Below are 26061 nucleotides of genomic sequence, written 5' to 3' on the forward strand. Positions count from 1 at the left end.
AAATAAAAATATTAAAAAAATACTTTGTTTTATTTTTTCTGTGTTATAATATTCAAGCAAAAGAAATGCCCAGGTGGTGGAATGGTAGACACAAGGGACTTAAAATCCCTCGGTAGCAATACCGTGCTGGTTCAAGTCCAGTCCTGGGCACCAAAAAATGTGCGTCCTTAGCTCAGCAGGTAGAGCAAATGGCTTTTAACCATTGGGTCAGAGGTTCGAATCCTCTAGGACGTACCATTTCAAGAAATTGACCGAGGAACCTTAAAAGGTTCTTTTTTTATTCCTTTTTTTACTTTTGCAGTAGTGAGCTAGTCATATAAGTAAAAATCAATTTCTTTAATTTATAAAAAAAGATCAAGAAAAAACCAACTATTTCTAGTTGGTAAAATAAGGTCATCTTTATGAAATGGTGCGAACGAATGGACTTGAACCATCGACCTCACGATTATCAGTCGTGTGCTCTAACCAGCTGAGCTACGCTCGCATAAATGTACTTCTATTATAGCATAAAACTATTAAAACAGAAGTACAAAATATTATTAATTTTATTAACGTTTTGAGAATTGTCTTGCACGACGTGCTGCACGTAAACCTGGTTTTTTACGTTCTTTAGCACGAGCATCTCTTGTAAGCATTCCAGCTACTTTTAAAGCTGAACGATATTCAGGGTTAGCTTCTAATAAAGCACGTGCAATACCTAATCTAATAGCACCTGCTTGACCACTAAGACCACCACCACTTACGTTTACACTAACATCAAATGTTCCAAATGTATCTGTTAAAACAAAAGGTTGGTTAGCATCTTTTAAGTAAATGTCAGATGTTAAGTATTCTCTAGCATCACGGTTGTTAATAACAAATTTACCTTTACCTGGTGTTAATCTAACACGAGCAACTGAAGATTTTCTTCTTCCTAATCCACGGTACATAACTGTTTCTTTAGCCATAATTATTTAACCTCTAATCTTTCTGGTTGTTGAGCTTCGTGTTTGTGGTTTGGTCCAGCATACACAAATAAACTACGACGTTGTTTGTTTCCTAATTTTGTGTGAGGAATCATTCCACTTACTGCTTTTTCAATTAAAGCTGTAGGTCTTTTAACTCTTAATTTTGCTGCTGTAATGCTTTTTAATCCACCTGGGTATCCTGAGTGTGAGTAGTAAATTTTGTTTTCTTCTTTTTTAGCTGTTAAAACTACTTTTTCTGCATTTACGATGATAACAAAGTCACCCATATCTGCGTTAGGTGTAAATGTAGGTTTGTTTTTCCCTCTTAAAATTGATGCAACTTGAGCAGCTAAACGCCCTAATACTTGTCCTTCAGCATCAATAACATATCATTTTTTGTTAGCTTGTTGAGTATTAACTATTGTTGTTTGTCTCACGCTATCCTCCTATATACGTTAATAATAAAAAATTTATCTCGGTTTATAAATTTATAAATTGCTTATTTATTATACCACATAAGTTTTTTTATACTCATTTTTTTACATATGGTTTATTATGTTTTTTAGACCTATATTCTAGGTATTTTATATATTTTCTTAATTAATTTTATTAATCAATTTTCATTTGCGATAACATGAAAATTGCTGCTGTTTCTGCTCTTAAAATTCTTGAACCTAATGAAACAACTTTTACATTATTTTTTGCAGCTAAATTGATTTCTTCATCTGAAAAACCACCTTCAGGTCCAACTAAGAAAATAACATCACTATCAATTGGTTGTGGTAAGTTTGATGAAATATCAATTTTTTCATGCGCTATATATTTATCATCAATTGGCAGATTTAACACTTGTTTTAATGTCATTAATTCACTTAAAACTGGAATTTTATTTCTAAATGATTGCTCAGCTGCATTTTGCAAAATAGTTTTAAATCTTTCATATTTTGAGCTAAATTTATTAAATTTAAGCAAGTCGTGATTTGTGTATTGAGTTTTTAGTGGAATTATTTTTGTAACTCCAAGTTCTGTAGCTTTTTGTAGTGCTCATTCAAAACGATCTAACTTAATTACAGCCATTGCAAGAACAACTTCATATTTATGTTCATGATTTTGTTCTATTTTTTTAATTATTTTCGCTGCATTATTATCTAATACACATTCATAAAATTCTTCATTGTAAACACAAATAAAAGGTTTTGCGTCTATTCTGATAACTTGAAGATGTTTTAATGTTTCTTTTGATAAAACAAAAGAGTCATTCTTTTTCTCTGTTACAAAAAATCTATTCATAATTAGTTATCTTGCATAATTTCTTCATATTCTTCAAGAGAACCTCTGAATAAGAAGCTCTTTGTAGGTGATTGAAGTTCTAAAATAACATCGGCACATTGGTTAACAAATGCTCTGTTATATGTTGTGAAAATTGCTCCACCCTTGAAGTTTTTAACACCTTCAATAACTGAGTCAATACTTTCAGCATCTAAGTGATCTAATGGTTGGTCTAAGATGATAAAGTTAGATTCAAGAAGCATCATTCTTGAGAACATTAATCTAGCTTTTTCTCCCCCACTAGTTACTTTAACTTTTTTGAATACTGAATCATTGCTAAATAACATACGACCTAAGAACCCACGCATTCTAGCATCATCATTTTCTCTGTTTTCTTTTTCTTTATTTTCAAGTGGTCACTTAGAAATTCATTCAAGAATGTTTTCATCTGTATCAAAGTATTTACTATTTTCATTAGGGAAGTATGAAGGTGTAATTGTTTGTCCTCATTCAACTGTTCCTGAAGTTGGTTTGTTAATTCCAAGTAAACATTCTAATAATTTTGTTTTAGCAATGTCATCTTCTCCAACAATAACCATTTTTTCACCTGGTTTCAGTGAGAATGATACGTTTTCAAATAAAGTTTCACCTTTATCATTTTTGTATGTTAAACCTTCAACATTTAAAATTTGTTTACCGTGATCACGGTTCATTTCTCAACGAACGAATGGATATTTTCTATTTGAAGGTTTAATTTCATCAAGTGAAATTTTTTCAAGAGCTTTCTTACGTGATGTAGCTTGTCTTGATTTAGATGCATTAGCACTGAAACGTGCGATGAATTCTTTAAGTTTTTCGATTTGCGCTTCTTTTTTAAGATTTGATTGCTTCATCATTTCTCTAGCTAACTCTGAACTTTGTTTTCAGAATGAATAGTTACCTGTGTAAATTTTTGCTTCATTGTAATCAATGTCAACAATATGTGTACAGATAGCATCTAAGAAGTCACTGTCGTGGCTGACTACAATAACAACGTTAGGGTAGTCGATCAAGAAGTTTTCAAGTCATCTAATACTTCTAAGGTCTAAGTGGTTAGTTGGCTCGTCCATAATTAAAATATCAGGATTTCCAAATAATGCTTTAGCTAAGAGAACCTTGATTTTTTGATTAGCTGTAAGCTCTCTCATTGGAGCTTCTCATTTTTCTTTAGGTATATGTAAGTTACTTAAAAGTTCTTGCGCATCATTTTCTGCTGTTCATCCACCTAACATACCATATTTTTCTTCTAAATCAGCTGCCCTTTCATAATCTTTATCAGTTGCATCAGGGTTCATATAAATTGCATCTTTTTCTTCTTTGATTTTGTATAAATCAGTGTTCCCCATAATTACAACTTCAGTAACATTGTAATCATCATATGCATTATGATCCTGACTTAATACAGAAATACGTTTGTTTTTCTCGATAACAATATTTCCACCTGATGGTTCAATGTCACCTGCAACTATTTTTAAAAATGTTGATTTACCAGCACCATTAGCACCGATAATTCCATAAGTGTTACCTTCTGTGAATTTTAAGTTTACGTTTTCAAATAATTTTTTATCACTAAAAATCTTGCTTAAATTTTGAACTTCAATCATATTTAGCTCCTTTGTCTTAATTAACAATATATAAATTAATGATTTATATATTTTATATTATTTTGAATAAAAAAACCTTCAAATTGAAGGCAGTACACATCTAAGTTTTCACTTCGATGTCGGCTCCTAAAAATAATACCATAAAAATAAAAATCACATAGCAAATTTGCTATGTGAAAGATAAATTATTTTTTGAATTCTGTAATAACTTCTTCGCTGTATTCTCTGAATTTGTTTGCAACTGGATGTAATGTGTAGTAGTTTTTAACAATAACTTCTTCAACTACTTGTTCTGTAACTTCTCTAACTGCTACTTCTACTCTTTCTTCAACTTGTTCACAATTACATTCACCTACACAACATGTTTGTTTTTCTTCTTCACATCCACATTCTTCTTTAGCTAATGCTGATGAGCTGTAAACAACTTCTGCTTCTCTTTTAATCATATTAGCGTTTCTGTTTGCTAAGCAGTGTCCACCACATCTGTGTCCACCAACAGGTTCGATAATATTTTCTTCACGTGTTAAGTCTGATTCAACATAAACGTATTCTTCTTTAGGTTCTTCTTTCACTTCTGAATATACAACTGTTTCTTTTTCTTCTACTGGTTGTTCTTCTTCAACTACAGTTTCTTCTACTAATACTTCTTCGTTTTTAACTTCTTCAACAATTGACATTTGTTCAACGTGGTATTTTCCTCCTAAACAAGGACATGATAAACAAACACATTGAATTCTTGGTGATTTACATACTTTACAATTTCCATCTAATTTAACTTCTAATTCTACTTGTGCCATAAGGATCTCCTTTTATTTTCAAACTATTTAGATTTAATAAATTTATGATTTTGAACAATTTTTATTTATGTTTTACATAAACATTGATATTTAGCCTTGGTCTTTGTGGTTGTCTTCTTTTTGGTGCAAGAGCTACTGAACGACTAATTTTATGTTCATTATCTTTAATATAAGCAATATTACTACAATTATAAAGTTTATTATCAAGATTTATAGCAATATTTTTATTAGTTTTATTACTTTGTTTTTTAACTTTTTTTGGTTTTTCATCTAATCTAACTACTTCTTGATTTTGTAGTTGATTTTCAACCGGAACTTCAATTGGTTCACTAGCTGCTTGAGCTAATTTTTCTTGCTCAGCTTTCTTTTGTTGCTCTAGCTCTTCCATTCTTTTCTTAATTAACTCGTAAGTTTCAATAACAACTTTTTCTTGCTCTTCAATTGATTTGTATGGATCAATTCTGAATGACGTAAGAATTTGTTGGAATATTGGGTCAGCTTTCATTTGTTTTGTGAATAATGTCTTCATTCCAATTCTGTCTGAGAAGACTTTTAAAAGCACTCCATAAGCAATATCATCAATCATTTTGTAGAAAGCTTTTGTCCCTTCCTCTGTATAAATTTGGTAGGGGTTCTTTTGTGAATATTGAGCTAAGTTAACGTTTGAACGTAATTTGTCCATTAAGTTGATATGACTTTGTCATTTTTCATCTAATGTACCTAAAATAAGTGCTCTTAAGTGTCTTATTAACTCTTCTTCTGAAGTGTTTTCTATTGCATTCTTTTCTCAATCTTGATAAATTGAAAGAATGATGTTAGCAATATATTCTGGTAAATCTGTTTCGTGAACTTTTGAAATGTCATTAATATCAAAGTGGAATTTAATGAATTTACCAATGTTTTCATTTAAAAAGTCTACAAGAGCTTCATAATGATAAACATTATTATGCAATCTATATTCACCACTTCTAACAATCGTTCTAGCAGCAGATGCTATCATTCTTTGAACGATAAACACTATGTCACTGCTGTATAAGATTAAATCACGTTGCGCATAAATTAAGTCACGTTGTTGTCTAATAACGTCGTCATAATTTAAAACTGATTTACGTGAGTCATAGTTGAAACCTTCAATTTTCTTTTGAGCGTGATTGAAAGCAAATCTAAGTTGTTTATTAGTAACTTCTTTGTCACCATCTTTTGAGTAAGCTTCTCTGAAACTTTCATAGTTTGCAAAACGTTGCATTAATTGATCATCAATAGAAATAAAGAATTTACTTGTACCAACATCTCCTTGACGTCCTGAACGCCCTCTTAGCTGGTTATCAATTCTTCTTGATTCAGCTTTATCTGTTCCTAAAACGTATAATCCACCAAGTTCTAAGGCTTCAGGTGTGGGCTTAATGTCAGTTCCACGACCAGCCATGTTTGTGGCAATAGTAACTGATTTAACTTCACCAGCATGCGAAATAATTTCAGCTTCAGATGCATTTTGTTTAGCATTTAAAACTCTATGAGGAATTGCTCTATGTGTTAAAAGTCTATGAATTACTTCTGAATCTTCAATTTGAGCAGTACCAACTAAAACTGGCTGACCTTTTTTGTAAAGTTCTTCAATTTTGTCAGCAACTGCATTTCATTTTGCTTTAGCAGTTGCAAAAATTGAATCAGGTTCATCCACACGAACAATTGGTTTATTTGTAGGAACAACATTAACTCTCATATTGTAGATATCAATGAATTCTTGCTCTTCAGTTTTTCCTGTACCGGTCATTCCACAAAGCTTTTTGAACATTCTGAAAAAGTTTTGATAAGTAATGGTTGCTAAAGTTTTTGTTTCAGGTTCAACTTCAACCATTTCTTTGGCTTGGATAGCTTGTTGAAGCCCTTCTGAATAGCTACGTCCATCCATTATACGACCAGTGAATGCATCAACTAATTCGATTTTTCCTTCACGGACAATGTACTCAACATCAATACGCATAATTTTATGTGCTCTTAAAGCATTTTGGATTAAGTGAACATTTTCAGAGTTTTCAATTTTATAAAGTCCATCAGTTTTGTAAAACTCATTAGCTTTAGCAATCCCTGAGTGTGTTAGCGCTACAGCCTTTGACTCTTCATCAACTATGTAATCTTCAGGACCAAGAGTTCTAACGAATTGGTCAGCAGCAAAGTAAGCTGCTGTATCATCTTTTTCTCCACCTGAAATGATAAGAGGTGTTTTAGCTTCATCGATTAAGATTGAGTCAACCTCATCGATTAAACAGAACTGAAGTCCTCTTTGAACTTTGTTATTCTTATTTGAGACCATATTATCTCTTAAGTAATCGAACCCAAGTTCAGAGTGAACTGAATAAGTAATATCAGCTGCATAAGCTTTTCTTTTATCATCCTCATTCATTTGTGCTTTATTAATCCCAACAGTAAGTCCTAAAAAATTAAACACAGCACCCATTTCAGTTGCATCACGTTCAGTTAAGTATTCGTTAACTGTAGATACAATCGCACCTTTACCTAAAAGAGCATTCAAGTAAACCGGAGCAATAGATGTAATTGTTTTACCTTCACCAGTTTTCATTTCAGCTACTGAACCTAAATCTAAAAGTAATCCACCTAATATTTGAACATCATAAGGTCTTTTACCTAAAACCCTCTTTGTTGCTTCTCTAGCTACTGCAAAAGCATCATTACGAATGTCTTCTAATGAATAACCTTTTTCTAATAGCTTTTTAAAGTATTCTGTTTTAGATTTAAGTTCTTCATCTGTAAACTTAGAAACTATGCTTTCAAGCTGATTAATTTTCTTTAAAGCTTTCTCAGCAATACGCATTTCTGATGTTTTGAAGTCTAATAATTGTTTTCAACTTTTCATAAGTTCAATTATACTTTTTTATTTATAAAATAAAAAAGACCTATTAACTTTTATCAGTTGAATGGGTCTTTTTGACTTTTAACACTATGTGTCTGTTGAAAAAGTAATTTTCAGGTTAATAATTATTATATGAATATTTAGTTAAAAATAAAGTTTTACACCATTTATTTTTAACGTTTTTTATATATAAAATTAAACTAAAAATCATAATCTTGTTTGTTGTTATTTGCTAATGTAAATTTTCGTTTTGGCAGTTTAATTTTCTCGCCAAGCACAGATCTCTTATACTCATAATAAAACATTTCAGGTTTTAATTCAATATTACTAAGTTTTCACATACCATCACCACATAATAACATTGCTAAATAAACATCCATTTTCTTAGTTTTTGATTTCTTTAAAAATTTAATTTTAATATGCATTCAAGGAAATAACACTGAAGATATGTCTACTCTAACTGAAGGCCACACTGTTTTAAATTTTGTCTTTTCATTTATTAAAAAATGAACTTCGGAATGAGCATTTAGAATTAAATTATCATATAAATTTTCATTGGATAATCTTGCATTCTTACTTGAATATTCCGGTATTAAGTAATTTATATAATCATCCAAATATGATTTTAGATTACCTCATATTCAAAGACCCAAAAGTGAAGAACCCTCACATAGTAAAATAATAGAAGCAGGTAATCCTGTGTAGAAACAGAAAGTAGTGATAGTATTTATTTTAGCAAAATAAATGCATGCTAAAATTATCGAAATAATTGTGTGTATAGCCGATATTGTGATGATTACAAGGAAAACGATTAATAATATCTGTTCGAATTTCAATCTTTTAAGAAATTTTTCTTTTAAGTAATCAAAAATTTCAGGACGTATTTTCGTCCCTGAATCGATTAATCGTATAATGTCAAACAGTTTATGTCATATAAATCTCATTTTCCCATCCATCAATCAGGATAGATAATAAATAATCATTAATATCATTCTTGATTCCTTTTCTTAATATTTAAATAATATCACCCATTGCATAAAATAATTAAAAATAAATAGTTATTGAATGCTAAGTAAAAGAGAGCTCGTTGAGCTCTCAAATTTATCTAATATCCCAATGAAACTTTATTAATCACATTTTGTTTATAAACTCATTTTAAAAATGGATAAATAGCTATTGAAATTATTACTAAAACACATCATTCAACCAGCATATTTACTCAAATTAATGTTAATCAAACCGATGGTGATGATACTTCTTTTATGCCTATAAATTGAATTCCGATAAAAATAAAAATTGAAACAAATAATGTATTAGCAGCAAAAATTAAGAAAGCAAAGATTGTACTTGTGAATATATTGAATTTACCTATTTTAAAACATAAATAATATGCTCCTACTAAAAATAAAGCTAAAGCGATTCTTGGTACAAATGAATATAAGATGTTATTGAAAATTGGATAACCTAAAACAATCGAACCTATTCAAGATCAAAATCCAAATGAGAGCGTGCTTCATATAGTTCCAATCATACCTAAATGAATTGATGCAATTAAAATAACAATTGGAACAGTTGTTATTGATATAACACCAATCGTAATATATCCTGTGTAGGGTGTAAAAGTTAAAATTACAATAATCGCCATATACATGGCTAAGTAAGCTATGTTTTTTATTGTGAAAAGATTTTGTTCGGGTTTATGTCTAGTTTGTTGTTGTTTATTTGAATTTGCAATTCATATTAATTCTTTATTAGAGCAAGAATTATTATTTTGTGAATTATGTAGTTCCATAAATTAGAAAAGAAAAATTCAGCTTAATTACTGAATTTAACACTTAAAATTTCAATCATGTATTTTGTTTGTGCATCAACTTCAACAACATCACCAGCTACATGTCCCATCATTGCTACTGCAAGTGGACTTTTGTTTGAAATTTTATTTTCAAATGGGTTTGTATCGTGTGTACCCATAATTGTAACTTCTTTAACTTGGTTTGTGTCTTTTTTAACAAATTGAACTGTTGTACCAATTCCAACTGTGTTTTGTGTTGACTCATCTTTAGCTTCAATAATTTTTGCATTATCTAAAATTTGTTCTAATTCGCTAATTCTGCCTTCAACAGCACCTTGTCTATCTCTAGCTGCATCATATTCAGCGTTTTCAGATAAGTCCCCTTGTGCTCTAGCTTCTTTTAAGGCAGCTTGAACAGCAGGTCTTTCAACATTAACTAAATGTTCATATTCTTTTTTATATCTATCGTAAGTTTCTTGCGATAGGTAAACAACACCTTTTAATTCTTCATTGTTCATAATCATTCTCCTTATGTTATTTTGAGAAAAGTTAATTTAATTATATTTTATTTTAGTCTGATTTTATCTTTTTACTATAAAAAGAAATTTAGAACTTAAAAATGATACTTCATATGGGATTGAAGACATTCTAAGTAATGAAATTAATCTTTTAATTTCAGATCTTTTTGCATTATCAAAACTAATAATACACATACCTTTTTGCATCTTGTGAACATACTTATCATATAAGTCATTTACGTCTTGCTCAGTACGTAAAATCGCAACAAAATCTAATTCTTGATCTTTATATTCTATTATTCCTTTACCAGCTTCATCACCAAAATTCTCTTTAACTTTATCATATAAGTCTTTATTTAAACTTGAGTTTAAATAATAAATATTTGATTTTGTTTTTGAGTCAATTGCAACTATTGGGAACATATCTTTTTCATCGATAATTAAGCAATTTTGATAATGATTTTGATAAATTGTATTAATAATACCTTCAATGTCTAAATCATTTGCTTTTGATTTTAGGAAGTCTTTAATATCAAAAGGTAATACACCAAGTTCACTACGTAAAGATTCAATTTGAACCAGTGCTTCAGCATGCGCTTTTGCTAAATATTTTTTACGAATCTTTCTTGAGTAAATATTTAACCCAATGTAAATTCCAATACCTAAAACAAACACAACTATTGCAGATACCATTAAAATCGTTCTTGTTGTATCACTCATTATTTACCTCATTTATGTTTATAGTAATCTAAATAATCATTAAGTATGATTTGTGCTGCAAGCTTATCTTTATGATCTTTTCTTTTCTTTCTAGTTAAACCGGCTTCAATCATAGTCTCATGGGCTTTTTTAGTTGAATATTGTTCATTAACCAATAAAACAGGTAAGTTAAATTTTTCTTCAAGTTGCTTTTTGAAATCTTCAACCATTAAAGTTCTATCACTCTTATCTCCACTAATTTTAAGTGGGTAACCAAGCACTATTCCATCAATTTTGTTTTTATAAACTTCATTAATGTAGTAGCTAATTCTGTCAAGAGCTTGGGTAAATTTATATTCTTCGAATTTAAAGTTTTCTAATCCTGATGCAATGATTTCACTTTCATCAGTGATTGCAATTCCACAACTTTTAGTTCCTAAATCTAGACCTATTTTTCTCATGTAATCTCTTCTAATGCAGCAATTAAGTTATTAGCAGTTGCGACTTTACCCATAGATAAGATAACGTTTCCACCACCACGTCCATTAAGTTTTGCAAATAATTGTTGTGCAATAGCATTTGAATTGTATTCTTTTGAAGCTACAACAATCATTGGATCAGTTTCATCATTTGATGTAAGCACAACTAAAATGTCGTTGTATTTTTCTCTTAATGTAGAAGCTACTGTTTTAATGTTCGATTTATCAACTGTTTGATTTACGTAAACTTTGTTTCCATTTATTGTTAAAACTTCAATTGAGTCATAATCAAATTCAAATGAATTTTGTAAATCTTTTTGAATTTGCTTATTATCTTCTTTAAGTTTTTCAATTGCTTCTTCTAAGTAGTCAATTGCTTCTTCTTTTGCAGTAGGAATATTTAAATCAAAGTTGTATGAAGCTTTTAGCTTAGTATTTTTGTCAATTAATTTTTCTGCTTCAATAATTAATTTATCAATTTCTTCATCTAAAAACTCATCAACTAAAGCATTTGACGAAATAGCTCTAATTCTATATACACCAGCAGCTTTCTTATCAACGTTTGTAATTTTGAAGTTTTCCAATTTAGCTGTATTTGATAAGTGAGTACCTCCACATAAGTCAGCTGTAATATTGTCAAATTTAACAATTCTTACATTTAATGGGTTCATATATTCTTGTTCTTCAAGTGTCATAATTGCGCCCATTTCTTTAGCTTGGTCTGTAGTCATATTCAAGTAATGCCTTACAGCGTCCATCTTAATGTACTCACGAACTAAGTTTTCGATTGCTTTAATTTCTTCTTTTGTAGGTCTTGTATCAGCTGGTAAATCAAATGTTAAACGTTCTTCATTGTTATTTGAACCTAATTGTTTAATTTGATTTCCTAAAACACTTCTAAGTGCACTGAATAATAAGTGTGTTCCAGAGTGGTTTCTTTCAAGACCTAGTCTAATTGTTTCGTCAACAAAGCACTCTACAGGTAAGTTTTTAACAATTTTTCCTTCAGCTTTGTGAATGTGGTTTCCAAATTTATCTTTGAAAACATCTAAGATTAAAATTGTATTTGTACCTTGCTTTATGTATCCACGGTCGTGTTTTTGTCCACCACTAGTTGCATAAAAAGGAGTTTTATCAAGTACAACATATGAAATTCCGTTAGCTTCCTCAATTTCTTTTTCAGTATCTAGTAAGTATAAAATGTTTGAAACTGATTTTGTGTATTCATAACCAATAAATTCATCAACTTTTGATTTGATTAAAGTTAATGAGTTGATTACTTTATCCATTCCTGAAACTTTTATTCCTTTACTCATTTCAGAGTGTTTTTGTTTTGCTGCTTCAAAAGCTTCATAATCAATTTGGATATTTTGTTGAGCTAAAATTTCTGCAGTTAATTCAACAGGGAAACCATATGTTTCGAATAATTTAAATGCAATGTCTCCTGGGAAAACTTTTAAATCTTCAACAATAAAGTCAGATAGAATTTGTTTTCCGTTTTCAATAGTTTTAGCAAAAGTTAATTCTTCATCTTCAATAACTTTTTTAATTGGATTTACATCATATTCAAAAGGTAATGTTTCTTTAATCACATCAACAAGTTTGTATAAGAAAGGTTCGTGAATATTTAATTGCATAGCTTTGTAAACACTACGTCTAATTAATCTTCTTAAAATGTAACCTCTACCAACATTAGATGGTTTAGCTCCATCAGCAATAGCATTAGTTACTGTTCTCATGTGATCGGCAATAACTTTAAAATATGAGTTAATTAAAGTTTGATCTTTATCATTTACAAAATAATTGTTTGTATCATATCTATAATTTGTGAATTTCTCGATTTCGTGAATAATAGGTAAAAATAAGTCAGTATCAAAGTTTGTAGGTGCATCTTGCATAATTGAGACAATTCTTTCTAATCCAGCACCAGTATCAATATTTTTTTGCTTTAATTCTGTATATTCACCTTCACCATTTGAGTTATATGTTGAAAACACAATGTTTCAGATTTCAATGTATCTGTCATTTTCAATGTCTTCTTTAAGTAACTCGATTCCTCTTGAATCATACTTCTCACCACGATCATAGAAAATTTCTGTGTTAGGACCACAAGGACCTGAACCAACTTCTCAGAAGTTGGTATCTTTGCCACCTGGTATCATGTGTGATTCGTCAAAACCGTGAGCCATTCAGTAATTTTTAGTTTCTAAATCTTCATAATAGTATGTGAAATATAATCTGTCTTTATCAAGTTTTAGAACGTCTAATAGAAACTCAACAGCAAAATCAATAGCTTCTTTTTTAAAGTAATCCCCAATTGAGAAGTTTCCTAACATTTCAAAGAATGTATGATGTCTAGCTGTAATACCAACATTTTCGATGTCATTTGTTCTAATTGCTTTTTGTGAGTTAGTTAATCTTTTTGCAGGAGCTTCTTTTTTACCTGAAAAGTAATCTTTCAAAGTCGCAACACCACTATTGATTCAAAGTAATGATGGGTCATTTTGAGGAACTAAACTTTTTGAAGGAACAACAAAGTGCCCTTTAGATTCGAAAAACTTTAATCATGATTCTCTAATTTGTTTTGAATTCATACTTACCTTCCTTATGTTCTTTTATTTCTTTGAAATAAAAGTAAAAATATTACTAAATTATATTAAAAAGATTTTTAAACAGTTTAAATTTTCAATTTGTTTTAATCAATATCCTTATTTTCATTTTTATTCCTAAAACATCCTGTACACTACGCTAAAAGTTTTAATTGCAGATTTGAATCCAAAATAATTAGCACAAAATTTTGTTAATTTCAGTTAATTAAAATAACCAAGTTAAATTCTATAAAGTGTAAAATTATATTAATTAGGAGAAATATGAAATTAAAAACAAAAAATATTTTTAAATTATTAACATTAACTGGTGCGATTTCATCAGTAACAGGAACTATTGCATGTTCTCAAGAAGCACCAAAAGAACCTAAACCAGGCAATCCGATTGCAAACCCAGATGACACAGCTCAAACAATTGCTAAAAAAGAGGAATTATTGGATTTCTCAAAATCACTCACCGATACTACAATGGCGCTTACACCAAATCTTTTCAATAACTATGCCAATTTAGTCAAATCGCTAACAAATGCAGATATTAATGATAATTCTGAGAATTACGTGGAAGCTCTAAAAATTAAAGACCAAATAGCAAAAAACTTACAAGATGTCAAATCATTAGAAGAAGGTAAAAAAGAGGTTGAAGGAATCACCTTTTCAAATATCCCTCTAACAAATGAAGTTATCTTATTAATTGAAAAGACAAAAAAATATGTGACTTCAAAATATCAATCTTCAATCGAAAAGCTAAATAGTGCCAACATAAAAGAATTAGACAATTTTGAACTAGATAAGCTGATTGCTTTAACCTCTTATGCGTTGAAATTGACCAGTTCATCATTTGATAACATGTATCCGATAGTTATGAAGGTTATTAGAGATAAATATATCTTACTTAATAGAATGGATATAAATTCTTTAAATGATCTATTTACAAATTTAAATGATCAGGAACAAGTTAAACAATTCTTTCTTGCTGCAATAACGGAATTATATGAATCTTTTGATGATACTGATAAAACTGTTAAAGCATCACAGAATAATTCTCTTCTTTTTCCATTTTTGAACTATTCTAATCCGGAATCTGATATTCAAGCTGAAAGAAGATTGCATATCGAAACCTATGGAATGGCAGAAACAATTGTTGATATTTCTGAATTAGTAAATTCTGTAATAAATAATCCTGAAACGCTTGATTCATTAGGAACTGAGAAAAAAGATGAAATCTTAACTTTCTTAAAAGAAATAAATAATAAACATAAGGGTAATACCAATTTGAACTTATATACAATCGGCCAAATGCTTAATAACGATGCTATAAAGATTGAAAAAAACATAATAGTTAACATTGTATGAGCTATGTTTCTTCAAAAAGATGAAACTACAACAATGTTGAAGTCAATCATTAATGAATTTACCAATTTCTTTTTAAAGAAACAAAACAATACTGTTTTAGGACTTAAATACGAAATTCCAGAAAAACAAATACCTATTTTCCTAAACGAAAATTACACTGCAATTATGGAGGAAGCATTTAAAGATAAAAAAGTTTCATATGTTTATGCACCATATGTTGAAAAAATTGGGAAAGATTCATTAAATACAGAAGATATTAGAAATGTATTTTTACCAAAGGCAACTTATTTAGGTGAAAATGCAATTAGACATCAATTGTTAGCAGAATTTGCAAATACAGTTCCAGAAAGCTTTAAAAAACAAATTAAACTTAATGAGAATACTTATGTATCTGTGGATAGTGAAGCAACTGATGTACAAATAACTTCAGATAAGCCGCTTTATTTTGTAAATGGTTTATTCAAAAGCAATGAAAATATCAATACAGTTACAATTACTTCAACACAACCAGTTTATATTTCAGAAGAAATGTTTAAACACAGTACACTTAGATCAATAACAATCCAAGCACCTGAAGTTTATATTGCAAATGAAGCATTTGCAGATACTCCAGCACTTGAAACATTTGATGTTCAAAATGTTCAAAACATAGGTGAGTATGCGTTATTCGGTTCAAAATGATACTATGACCACATTTCAAACTCAAATGAAGAGCAAATTAAATTAGGTTCAGTTTTAATCGGTTACAAAAATATCAATAATAAAGCTGAAATCACTTTAGACCCATCAATTACACAAATCTACAACTCTGCATTTTCATTTGACAATAAAATTCCAGAAGTAGCGACTGCTAATGAAATTATTACAAGTATAGCAGCAGAAAATGTTAAATCAGTAAATCAAGGAACATTTGGATCATTATCAAACTTAACAAGTTTAAACTTACCTAACTTAACTTCTCTAGGTGCTACAGCACTTCAAGGAACACCATATTACTATAACATCTTAAACGATCAAGAAAGCACAAAAGCGATGTTAGGGAAAGTTTTAATTAAACTTAAATCTGATAACCCTTATGTTACATTGTCTGATGAGGTTGAATTTATTTACACAACTGCATTTAAGAGTTCAAACCAAATAAACTCAATTCAAGGAGAAAATGTTAAGGGTATTGCTTCAAATACATTTGCAAATGGATTTGGAACAATTTCTGCACTTAACTTCCCTAACTTGGAAAGTGCCGGTTCATCTTGAGCAACATCAATTTCTCCACAAAGTGAAACTCCAGTTCTAGTTGCTCCTAAATTAAATGTAGTTAATAAAAAGCAATTAATTGGAAATTAAGATAAGAAAAATCATATGAGTTAATTTAACACCCATATGATTTTTTATATGTATCATTTTTTAGTTTCATCATCATAAATTTCATCAATTGTTGCTCCACCAATACATTTGTCTCCATCGTATAAAACAACTTGTTGGCCTGGTGTAACAGCTGATGAACCCTCAGGATAGAATACTCTGATTTTATCATCGCCTAAAAATTCAACGGATACTTTAATATCTTTTTGTCTATATCTAAATTTAGCAGTTAAATTATCAGGATTAAAATCTTTGTTATTTAAGGTTAATCCTGAAGCGATTAAATTATTTGAAATTAAATATTCAGGTTTTGAGTTAGGTGCAACATATAAAATATTTTTTTGCACATCGTGACCACAAACATAATATGGTTCAGTCATACCACCTAAATTTAAACCTTTTCTTTGTCCAATTGTGTAATAGAAACATCCAACATGTCTTCCAACAACTTTATTTGTTGTAATATCTACAATATCTCCATCTTGTGCTGGTATATAGTTTTGTAAGAATTGTCCAAAATTTCTTTCTCCAATGAAACAAATTCCTGTCGAATCTTTTTTAGTCGCAGTAATTAAACCTAACTCAGAAGCAATTTGTCTAATTTCAGGTTTAGTTAATGCAGCAAGTGGCATAATAACTTTTTTAAGTTGATCATGACTTAATTGAGCTAAAAAGTAAGTTTGATCTTTATCTTCATCTTTCGCTCTGTATAAGTGACCATCAATTACATTTGCATAATGCCCCATAGCAATATAGTCAGCTTTAAGTTCATTAAATGCATAGTTAGCAAAAGCATTGAATTTTATGTACTTGTTACATAAAATGTCTGGATTAGGTGTTCTTCCTTTTTTGAATTCTTCAATAAAGTTTTCAAAAACATTATCTCAATATTCTTTAACAAAGTCAACTCTTTCAAGTTTGATACATAATGAATTTGCGACTGATTGAGCATCCATATAATCTCTTTCCTGTGGACACATATCTTGTTTAAGATCATTGTTTCCAAGAAAATCATTATTAACAATACTGTCTCAGTTACGCATAAATAATCCTACTACTTCGTAACCCTGCTTTTGTAATAAATAAGCAGCAACTGATGAATCAACACCACCACTCATACCTATAACAACTCTTTTAGACATATTTCTCCTTTATATACTTAAATAAGTATATAAATTGTAATATAAAAACCAAAAAAGCGAAATTTTTTGGTTTTTAATGTAAAAATTTAACTTTTTGCTATTAAGCAAATGGTTCTCATAACTCAAGAACAACTGATTTATCAGCTTTAAGATATTCTTCTGGAACATATTTAGGATCTACGATAACTGAGAAATTGTATTCATCAAATCATTCATCAGACATTGAGTAGACACCTTTTTTACCAGAATCATCACCTCAACTGTTTTCAACTTTTCAAGCAATCGGTTTACCGTTTTCTGTCTTAACACCTACAAAAGCCATCGCGTGATTTAACATTGAGTTAAAGTAGATAATTCTATCTTCTTTATTAAAATCACTAATTGGTTCAAAAACTGAATCAAAATCATAAAGTTTGGGGTCAAAAATTCCTGATTTATTATCTTTGAAAGGATCGACATCACAAGCAAATCAAACTGGTAAGTTATCTTTTAATGAAGAAATTACAGCACTCTTAATTACATCTAATGGAACGTTAATCATTTCAACATCTTGATCTTCATAAACTGATTTTTGATATTTAAGAACATATTTAGTTCCATAGTCATAAAGATTTCTAGGGTCGTGCAATAGATTAACTTTTTTATCAAAATCTTTTCCTACATATTTTTCGAAAAACTCTACAGGAGTTATGTTTTCAATTTTGTGGTACTTATTATCTTTATCTTTGTATTCATAATTGAACTCAGTAACTGGTGTTCCTAAACATTTAGAAACAATGTCATAAACTCTGTAAAGCACATCTTCTTTAACTGCTTGAATTTGTACCTCATCAGCACCTTGTGCAACAAGTACTCTAATTTTCTTCATTCCATTTTTAAGATGCTTATCAATTTGTTCATTCATATCTGTTGTATTTCCTGAATGGAATGTTTCAGGCATAATTGATTTTGGAACTGCACCATATTTTTTAAGTAAGTTAGCAAAATATTCTCAGTATCCACCATCTGAAGCAACATTTCTATTAATTAAGTGATAAACTTCTCTATTTTCTAATGGTAAGTTCACTGTTTGGATTGCATAATTTAAAAATGTGTTCGCTTTTTCAATTTTGTCATAGAAAGCAAAGTAGTTTTGTGAAAACTCAAAGCTACTTACATTTAAGTTTTTAGCAGCTTCAACTCTAGCCATATTTAATGAAGCGAAAATTCAACATCTTCCACTATTTTTTTGTGATGTTATATCACCTAATGTTGTCTCTATATCAAAAACGTGATCGTGTTTGATAAATGTTTGATGATCAAAAACTGTATTCTTAATACCATTTTTGATGATTGAGTTTTGAATCATTTTATTGTTTGATTTTGATTCAAATTTTGACTTAAATTCATCTAATAAGTTTTTAGTTACATTCATTTTTACTCCTATATACCTCGTATATTAGTTATTAATATAGTTTAATTTAATTCATAATGTATTACAATTTAAATTATGAATAATCAAGAAACTATTAAAGCAGTTCCTGATGTTAAATCAGGCTCTGTAAAATTATTTTATGGAATTATACTATTAACAAGCACTGGTGGATTGCTTTTATTATCATTATTATCAATCTTCTTTGTGTGAATTGATTTGCTAATACTAAATTCAATGTCAAAACGGTTTTATCAACTTTTATTTTTAATAATGATGATAATAGTCCCTTTTATTGGAATTATGATTCTGAGTTTTATAAAACCGAAAAATGAATCTCAAAATGCAATACTCTTGAGCATCAAGTTCTTCTTCTATGCATTATTCTATGGAATTGTAATCGGAACAGCTTTATTATTAATTAGTTTTGGAACATATACATATGATAACTCTCCATTAGAAATTATCAAGTATGCATCATTGCAATTAGCATCAGTTATTTTTATACCAGTAGGAATATTATTCTTGACCGGAATATTAGGAATGTTAAAAATTATTAATGTAAGATCACTAATAGTAATGATTTCAGTTCTATCATTCGCAATATTAGTTACATTCTTAATTTCATTCTTTGCTTTTAGACAAAGAGATAACATTAACTGATGAATCGGAATTTTAATGGTTGCATTAATCTCATTATTTATGATTCTTCAATGATATTCAATTAGAAAAACAGCTGATTACGTCGAGTATATGAGTAGAAAATCATTAATCACTTTAGGAATTCAGCATGGATTTCAGTTATTTATTTCATTAGCTCAACTACTTTATTTCGTTATAGTTACATTAATTAAAGAAAGATAAAACAATTTACTATCAACACTACGGTGTTGATTTTTTTGTTAAAAACGCAAAGAAAATACACAGACCTAAATCTGTGTATTTGAAATTATTTGTGAAAAACAATTAGTCAAATTATTTAACAATTTTTGTAACTGTTCCTGCACCAACTGTACGTCCACCTTCACGGATTGAGAATTTTGTTCCTTCTTCAACAGCGATAGGTGCGATTAATTTAACTTTTAAGTTAACGTTTTCCCCTGGCATAACCATTTCACGTCCTGGTTCGAATTCAATTCCCCCTGTAACGTCTGTTGTACGGAAGTAGAATTGAGGTTTGTAGTTTTTAAGGAATGGAGTGTGACGTCCTCCTTCTTCTTTTTTAAGAACGTAAATAGCAGCTTCGAATTCTGTGTGAGGAACGATTGAACCTGGTTTAGCTAAAACTTGTCCACGTTCAACTTCATCACGGTTAACTCCACGAAGTAATAATCCAGCGTTATCTCCAGCTTGTGCTTCTTTAAGGTTTTTACGGAACATTTCGATTCCTGTAACAACTGTTTTCTTAGTAGGTTTTAATCCAACGATTTCAACTTCGTCGTTTAATTTAAGTGTTCCACGTTCTACACGTCCTGTAGCAACTGTTCCACGTCCTGTAATTGTGAAAACGTCTTCAACAGCCATTAAGAATGGTTTGTCAAATTCTTTAACAGGTGTTTGGATGTATGAATCAACTGAATCCATAAGTTCCATAATTTTTTCTTCGTATTTTGCATCACCTTCTAATGCTTTAAGAGCTGATCCACGAATGATTGGAGCATTGTCTCCATCAAATCCGTATTCTGAAAGAAGTCCACGGATTTCCATTTCAACAAGTTCGATCATTTCTTCTTCACCTTCAAGCATATCTACTTTGTTTAAGAATACAACGATACGAGGAACCCCAACTTGTTTAGATAAAAGAATGTGTTCACGTGTTTGAGGCATTGGTCCATCTGTTGCAGCAACAACTAAGATAGCTCCATCCATTTGAGCTGCCCCTGTAATCATGTTTTTAACATAGTCAGCGTGACCAGGACAGTCAACGTGTGCATAGTGACGTTTTTCTGTTTGGTATTCGATGTGTGATGTGTTAATTGTAATTCCACGTGCTCTTTCTTCTGGTGCGTTATCGATAGAAGCGTAATCACGAGCTTCTGATAATCCTTTTTTAGCTAAAACTGTAGCAATAGCAGCAGTTAAAGTTGTTTTACCATGGTCAACGTGTCCGATTGTTCCAACGTTAACGTGTTCTTTACTACGATCAAAATCTAATTTTGCCATGTAATTTCCTTTCTATTTTATATATATAAAATTGTTTAATAAATGTATTGTGTTTTAGCGCCAAAACCAACCTATGCCTAGCCTTTCATCTAGGTCCTGTCCATTTGTTAAATTAGCACATTAATTTTATCAAAAATAATTTTTGAAAACATTATTTCCAATAACATTTAAATTAGTTTTTATATTGTACCACAAAATGCAATTTCTATTATTTCTGTCTAATAACGAAACTAATTGGAGATGCAGTTTTATATAAAATCATCAAATAAATTTAACAAAAATATATGCGATAAATAATACTAAAAATTTCTAAAAATTAATTATATAAATGTACAAAATTCAAGCAGTTTGATGGTACAAAATATTGGTTATTTTCGGTTTTGTTTAAAAAATAAATAAAGTAAAATAATGATACATTAAGTTACAAAACGTTTTAACTTGATGTTTAAATTTATTTCGAAATAAAATCAAACAAAAAAGGAAACAAGATGAAAAAAACTTTATTTGATAGTAAAAATTATTTAGATAAAGTGCATGCTTGATGACGTGCTGCTAACTATCTTTCAGTTGGGCAAATGTTTTTAAGAAACAACCCTTTACTTAGAGAAGAGTTAAAAGCCGAAGATGTTAAGATGTACCCAATCGGTCACTGAGGAACAATCCCAGGACAAAACTTAATCTATGCTCACTTAAACCGTGTTATTAACAAATACGACTTAGAAATGTTCTACATTGAAGGTCCAGGACACGGTGGTCAAGTTATGATTTCTAACTCATACTTAGATGGAAGCTACACAGAATTATTCCCAGAAATCTCACAAGATGAAGAGGGATTAAAAAGAATGTTCAAGAGATTCTCATTCCCTGGTGGAACTGCATCTCACGCTGCTCCTGAAACACCTGGTTCAATTCACGAAGGTGGAGAGTTAGGATACGCATTATCACATGCAACAGGTGCTATTTTAGATAACCCACAAATCATTGCTGCTACAGTAATCGGTGATGGAGAAGCTGAAACAGGACCACTTACAGCAGGATGATTCTCATCATCATTCATTAACCCAGTTAATGATGGAGCTGTATTACCAATCATCCACATCAATGGTGGAAAAATTGCAAACCCAACAATCTTAGCTAGAAAATCAGATAAAGAAATCAGAGATATGTTAGCTGGATTTGGATGAGAAGCTATCTTTGTTGAAGCTGATGTTTTTGACCAAAGAGGAATTCACAAACCAATGGCAAAAGCATTTGACAAAGCTATTGAAAAAATCCAAAAGATTCAAGCAAAAGCAAGACAAAAATCAGCTGAAGAAGCTACAAGACCTATTTGACCAGCTCTTGTTGTTAGAACACCAAAAGGTTGAACAGGACCTCACACATACAATGGTTTAACATATGAAGGAAGCTTTAGATCACACCAAGTTCCACTTCCTGTTACATCAGAAAAACCAGCTACATTAGACTTATTAAAAGAATGATTAACTTCATATCATCCAGAAGAATTATTTGATGAAAATGCTAAATTCAAAGCTGAATATGCTGAAATTGCTCCTAAAGGTGCAAAAAGAATGGCAATGCACCCTATTACAAATGGTGGTGTAAACCCTAGAGCATTAAACTTACCAGACTGAACACAATTTGCATTAGACATCAAAAAACCTGGTTCAGTTCAAGACCAAGATATGGTTAACGCTGGAAAATGATTTGCTGAAGTAATCAAAATGAACCCAGATAACTTCCGTGTATTCGGACCAGATGAAACTAAATCTAACAGACTTTACGATGTTCTTAAAGTTACAAACAGACAATGATTAGAAAGAGTAAATCCTGAATTAGATGAAGCTATCGGACCAGTTGGAAGAGTTATCGATTCACAATTATCAGAACACCAAGCTGAAGGATTCTTAGAAGGATACGTATTAACAGGTCGTCACGGAATGTTTGCTTCATACGAATCATTCTTAAGAGTTGTTGACTCAATGCTTACACAACACATGAAATGAGTTGCTAAAGCAAGAAAAGTTCACTGAAGAAAAGATTACCCATCTCTTAACGTTATCGCTACATCAACAGCGTTCCAACAAGACCACAACGGTTACACACACCAAGATCCAGGTATTTTAGGTCACTTAGCTGACAAAAAACCTGAATTAATTCGTGAATACTTACCAGCTGACTCTAACACATTATTAGCTGTATTAGACAAAGCTTACAGAGAAAGAGATGTAATTAACCTTATCGTTGCTTCTAAACAACCAAGAGACCAATTCTACAATGTAGAAGAAGCTAAAGAATTAGTTGAAAAAGGTCTTAAAGTTATTGATTGAGCTTCTACAACAAAACCAGGTGAAGAACCAGACTTAGTTGTTGTTGCATCAGGTACAGAACCAAACTTAGAAGCATTAGCATCATTAGAATACATCAACAAAGCATTCCCTTCACTTAAAATTAGATTCGTTAACGTAGTTGATTTATTAAAATTACGTCACCCAAGCATTGACCCACGTGGATTATCAGATGCTGAATTCAACGCAATCTTTACAAAGAACAAACCAGTTGTATTCGCATTCCACGGATACGAAGGTCTTATTAGAGATATCTTCTTCTCACGTCAAAACCACAACTTATTTGTTCACGGTTACAGAGAAAACGGAGACATCACAACATCATTTGACATTAGACAAATGAGCCACATGGATAGATTCCACATCTCAATCACAGCTGCTAAAGCAGTTTACGGTGATAAAGCAGCTGACTTCGTAAAACAAATGGAAGAAAAAGTTGCATACCACAACAGATACATTAAAGAAGTTGGAATTGACATTGACGAAGTTAGATTCTGAAAATGATCAGGTCTTAAAAAATAAGACAAACACTTTATAAGTGTTAAAAGATAATCAAAAACACCTTAGTAATTCAAACTAGGGTGTTTTCATTTTGCTTTTTTAATTAACTATTTTCTAAACCTACTAAAATACCTCTATTAACAAATGGTTTTCTACCTTCAAGACTATCAATAAGGTCTGGATAATCGATAAATGGGTTTCTTAATCCACCTTGGTATCTAGCTGTTTCGTTGTTTCTATCAATATCAAATTGTGAAATTGAATCTGTTGAAACTCAGTTTTTGTATGTTTGATAGTAATGGTCTTTAATATATGGTTTAGTGTTTGAGAATATTGAATTTGATTTTTGATTTAAGTTTCTATTTCTATATGTAACTGTAAAGTATAGATATGCTCTAGCAATATCTCCTTTGAATGCATCTATTGGTTCAAATGTTGTTTCACCAATTGAGTTTCTTCCTAATTTTCCACCATTTCTTGATGTTTTAGCTGTATCATTTACATTGTCGTGAGGGAAATTACCTCTGTTTGCATTAACTTTAATATCTGTAGGTCAAACGTGGTGCGCGTCTGAAACCATTGGTGATTCTTTGTTGAATCAAGATTGTGGAATTAAGTGTTCCTTGTTTGTCCCTTCCCCTTCATCTCTTGCAGATGATCTTTTTCCTCATTGAAAATCATGGAATGTATATGGATCTCTTCCGTTTGGATTTTCTGAATAAATATCTAACAATGTATTATCTTTTTCAAAATATTTATCTTTAAATGCATTATATTGATCATAGAATGTTCCTAAAGCACCATATGAGCGAACTCCTCCAAAGTGACTGTTTTGAATCGTTAATAATGCATCATATAACTCATCACCCATTTTACCATCAGCTTGTGCATAGTAATTATTACTTGCATCATATCTTAAACCATTAGCGGTAACTGGTTGAGTTGGTTGTGAAGGTTCTGGATTTGGATTTGATGGTGTTTCACCATTTCCTGATGATGGTGGAGTTGATGGATTATCACTTCCATTAACTGATTCTTCTATAGATGACTCCTCAACAATGTTAAGTTTTACAACAGATGTGTATAAATTGTCATTTGAGTAGTCAAATGTCTTATCTTCATTTCTAACTGTTAATTTATATTTAACTGTTAGCGTTTGTGTTTGTGCATTATATTCGTAATTTAAGAAACTATTTGGATATTTCTTATTTTTGTATGTAAATTCTTTTTCTACATCATTTACTAATTGGAACTCATCGTTTTCAAATTCTGATTTGAATTTAAGAAATGCTGGTCCTTTTTTCTTATCTAATCCAACTGTTCTGTCTGTGTACATATAAGCAATATTTTCATGAGCATTTAACTTAGCTAAAACTTGTGTTTTTAAGTCTCCTGAAAGTGGTAATGAAACTAAAATATTGTTATATAAAGTTGTTATATCCTTTTCAACTGGTTGAACCGCGTTACCTGAAAAATCAAGTGTAAATATTGAAGTATACACACTGCTTCCAACTGCAATATAACCATCAGCTGGTCGTGTAGCTTTATAACTAATTACAACTGTGTTTGTTTGTGCATCAAATGAATCAACATCTATTAATTTGTTGTTTGTAATTTCTTCATTAGTGATTTCGTTTCCTGCAAATGCCTTATTAATAAGTTTAAACTCTTGAAAAATACCGTCTTCATTTAACAACGCAACAAATGTATTATTCGTATCATTCAAACGAAGTGTGTCATCAGCAGCATTGAAGACAAGTTTTGCATTTTGTGCACTTAATCCTGAAACAATTGCTTGCTTGTTTTCTTCTGTTAAAGACATTGGGTTAGTAACTATGTTTGAAGCATCAGGCATTTCATATTCATTTATTGGTTGTCCTGGATTTGGTTCAGGGTTTGGATTTGAAACAGGTGGAGTTATTGGATCTGTAACCGGTTCCTTAGGTTCTGGTGTTGGTTTTTTATCAATTGGATTTGATGGTTCTGGATTTTTTTGTGAACATTGAGTTGATAATACTGATGTAGATGTAACGAATAGTGATAATACTAATAATGGTTTTAAAAACTTTTTCATACCCTTACTATTATCACTTTTTTAAAAAAGTGATAGAAAATAGCCTTAATTTTCACAAAATGTGAAAAAAATAAGCCATTTCGGC

Annotated in this window: 19 protein-coding genes and 3 tRNA genes; 5 read left to right on the forward strand and 17 right to left on the reverse strand. The window is 30.4% G+C overall.

Translation table 4 applies throughout. The features are described 5' to 3' along the window. The first annotated feature begins 67 nt into the window (after window positions 1–67). Window positions 68–153, forward strand: a tRNA-Leu gene (locus VBM90_RS01720). 8 nt (window positions 154–161) lie between these two features. Continuing rightward, a tRNA-Lys gene (locus VBM90_RS01725) sits at window positions 162–237 on the forward strand. A gap of 170 nt (window positions 238–407) precedes the next feature. On the opposite strand, the gene VBM90_RS01730 is transcribed toward VBM90_RS01725, so the two are convergent. The 13 genes from VBM90_RS01730 to alaS all read right to left on the reverse strand — a co-directional run bounded on the left by VBM90_RS01730 (window position 408) and on the right by alaS (window position 13610). Then, window positions 408–484: transfer RNA gene (locus VBM90_RS01730), tRNA-Ile, on the reverse strand. Window positions 485–548: 64 nt separating this feature from the next. Then, window positions 549–947 carry a 30S ribosomal protein S9 gene (rpsI, locus tag VBM90_RS01735; protein ID WP_323176655.1) on the reverse strand — a complete coding sequence of 133 codons (399 nt, stop codon included), beginning with the start codon at window positions 945–947 and terminating at the stop codon, window positions 549–551. A 2-nt stretch (window positions 948–949) separates the two neighbouring features. Beyond that, on the reverse strand, window positions 950–1384 hold the full coding sequence (gene rplM, locus VBM90_RS01740; protein ID WP_257089389.1) for a 50S ribosomal protein L13: 435 nt from the start codon (window positions 1382–1384) through the stop codon (window positions 950–952). Between the two features lie 172 nt (window positions 1385–1556). Continuing rightward, window positions 1557–2237 carry a 16S rRNA (uracil(1498)-N(3))-methyltransferase gene (locus VBM90_RS01745; RefSeq protein WP_323176656.1) on the reverse strand — a complete coding sequence of 227 codons (681 nt, stop codon included), beginning with the start codon at window positions 2235–2237 and terminating at the stop codon, window positions 1557–1559. 2 nt (window positions 2238–2239) lie between these two features. Continuing rightward, window positions 2240–3859: an ABC-F family ATP-binding cassette domain-containing protein gene (locus tag VBM90_RS01750; protein WP_323176657.1), complete on the reverse strand. Its 1620-nt coding sequence runs from the start codon at window positions 3857–3859 to the stop codon at window positions 2240–2242. 185 nt (window positions 3860–4044) lie between these two features. Further along, window positions 4045–4656 carry a hypothetical protein gene (locus tag VBM90_RS01755; protein WP_323176658.1) on the reverse strand — a complete coding sequence of 204 codons (612 nt, stop codon included), beginning with the start codon at window positions 4654–4656 and terminating at the stop codon, window positions 4045–4047. A 61-nt stretch (window positions 4657–4717) separates the two neighbouring features. Next, the gene (secA, locus tag VBM90_RS01760; protein ID WP_323176659.1) at window positions 4718–7531 is read right to left on the reverse strand and encodes a preprotein translocase subunit SecA; all 2814 of its coding nucleotides are present in this window, start codon (window positions 7529–7531) and stop codon (window positions 4718–4720) included. Window positions 7532–7728: 197 nt separating this feature from the next. Continuing rightward, entirely contained in the window at window positions 7729–8472 is a 744-nt protein-coding gene (locus VBM90_RS01765) for a hypothetical protein (protein ID WP_323176660.1), read from the reverse strand. 161 nt (window positions 8473–8633) lie between these two features. Next, entirely contained in the window at window positions 8634–9320 is a 687-nt protein-coding gene (locus VBM90_RS01770; protein WP_323176661.1) for a hypothetical protein, read from the reverse strand. 23 nt (window positions 9321–9343) lie between these two features. Next, window positions 9344–9838, reverse strand: a complete 495-nt coding sequence (gene greA / locus VBM90_RS01775) for a transcription elongation factor GreA (protein WP_257089363.1) — start codon at window positions 9836–9838, stop codon at window positions 9344–9346. Window positions 9839–9901: 63 nt separating this feature from the next. After that, the gene (locus tag VBM90_RS01780) at window positions 9902–10558 is read right to left on the reverse strand and encodes a BC85_0335 family putative methyltransferase (protein ID WP_323176662.1); all 657 of its coding nucleotides are present in this window, start codon (window positions 10556–10558) and stop codon (window positions 9902–9904) included. Further along, window positions 10558–10998 carry a Holliday junction resolvase RuvX gene (gene ruvX / locus VBM90_RS01785; protein ID WP_323176663.1) on the reverse strand — a complete coding sequence of 147 codons (441 nt, stop codon included), beginning with the start codon at window positions 10996–10998 and terminating at the stop codon, window positions 10558–10560. Before ruvX ends, VBM90_RS01780 begins: the two co-directional genes overlap by 1 nt. Beyond that, on the reverse strand, window positions 10986–13610 hold the full coding sequence (alaS, locus tag VBM90_RS01790; RefSeq protein WP_323176664.1) for an alanine--tRNA ligase: 2625 nt from the start codon (window positions 13608–13610) through the stop codon (window positions 10986–10988). The genes ruvX and alaS overlap by 13 nt, the downstream gene beginning before the upstream one ends. Window positions 13611–13886: 276 nt before the next feature. Between alaS and VBM90_RS01795 the strand changes: the two genes are divergently transcribed. Continuing rightward, window positions 13887–16319 (forward strand): leucine-rich repeat protein, encoded by a 2433-nt coding sequence (locus VBM90_RS01795; protein WP_323176665.1) that lies wholly within the window; start codon window positions 13887–13889, stop codon window positions 16317–16319. A gap of 44 nt (window positions 16320–16363) precedes the next feature. On the opposite strand, the gene mnmA is transcribed toward VBM90_RS01795, so the two are convergent. Both mnmA and VBM90_RS01805 read right to left on the reverse strand, forming a co-directional pair. Continuing rightward, entirely contained in the window at window positions 16364–17479 is a 1116-nt protein-coding gene (mnmA, locus tag VBM90_RS01800) for a tRNA 2-thiouridine(34) synthase MnmA (RefSeq protein WP_323176666.1), read from the reverse strand. Window positions 17480–17579: 100 nt separating this feature from the next. Next, window positions 17580–18893 carry a C1 family peptidase gene (locus VBM90_RS01805; protein WP_323176667.1) on the reverse strand — a complete coding sequence of 438 codons (1314 nt, stop codon included), beginning with the start codon at window positions 18891–18893 and terminating at the stop codon, window positions 17580–17582. 75 nt (window positions 18894–18968) lie between these two features. Here VBM90_RS01805 and VBM90_RS01810 point away from each other — a divergent pair, with 75 nt between their 5' ends. Beyond that, window positions 18969–19754 (forward strand): MAG0110 family membrane protein, encoded by a 786-nt coding sequence (locus tag VBM90_RS01810; RefSeq protein WP_323176668.1) that lies wholly within the window; start codon window positions 18969–18971, stop codon window positions 19752–19754. 111 nt (window positions 19755–19865) lie between these two features. Here the strand turns inward: VBM90_RS01810 and tuf are convergent, their stop codons facing one another. Continuing rightward, on the reverse strand, window positions 19866–21053 hold the full coding sequence (gene tuf / locus VBM90_RS01815; RefSeq protein WP_257089347.1) for an elongation factor Tu: 1188 nt from the start codon (window positions 21051–21053) through the stop codon (window positions 19866–19868). A gap of 488 nt (window positions 21054–21541) precedes the next feature. Here tuf and VBM90_RS01820 point away from each other — a divergent pair, with 488 nt between their 5' ends. Continuing rightward, the gene (locus VBM90_RS01820) at window positions 21542–23923 is read left to right on the forward strand and encodes a phosphoketolase family protein (RefSeq protein ID WP_323176669.1); all 2382 of its coding nucleotides are present in this window, start codon (window positions 21542–21544) and stop codon (window positions 23921–23923) included. A gap of 82 nt (window positions 23924–24005) precedes the next feature. Here VBM90_RS01820 and VBM90_RS01825 read toward each other — a convergent pair whose 3' ends face one another. Continuing rightward, window positions 24006–25976 carry an endonuclease gene (locus VBM90_RS01825; RefSeq protein WP_323176670.1) on the reverse strand — a complete coding sequence of 657 codons (1971 nt, stop codon included), beginning with the start codon at window positions 25974–25976 and terminating at the stop codon, window positions 24006–24008. Window positions 25977–26061 lie beyond the last annotated feature (85 nt).

The organism is Mycoplasma sp. 2704, from assembly GCF_034863285.1.
Lineage (GTDB): Bacteria > Bacillota_I > Bacilli_A > Mycoplasmatales > Metamycoplasmataceae > Mycoplasmopsis.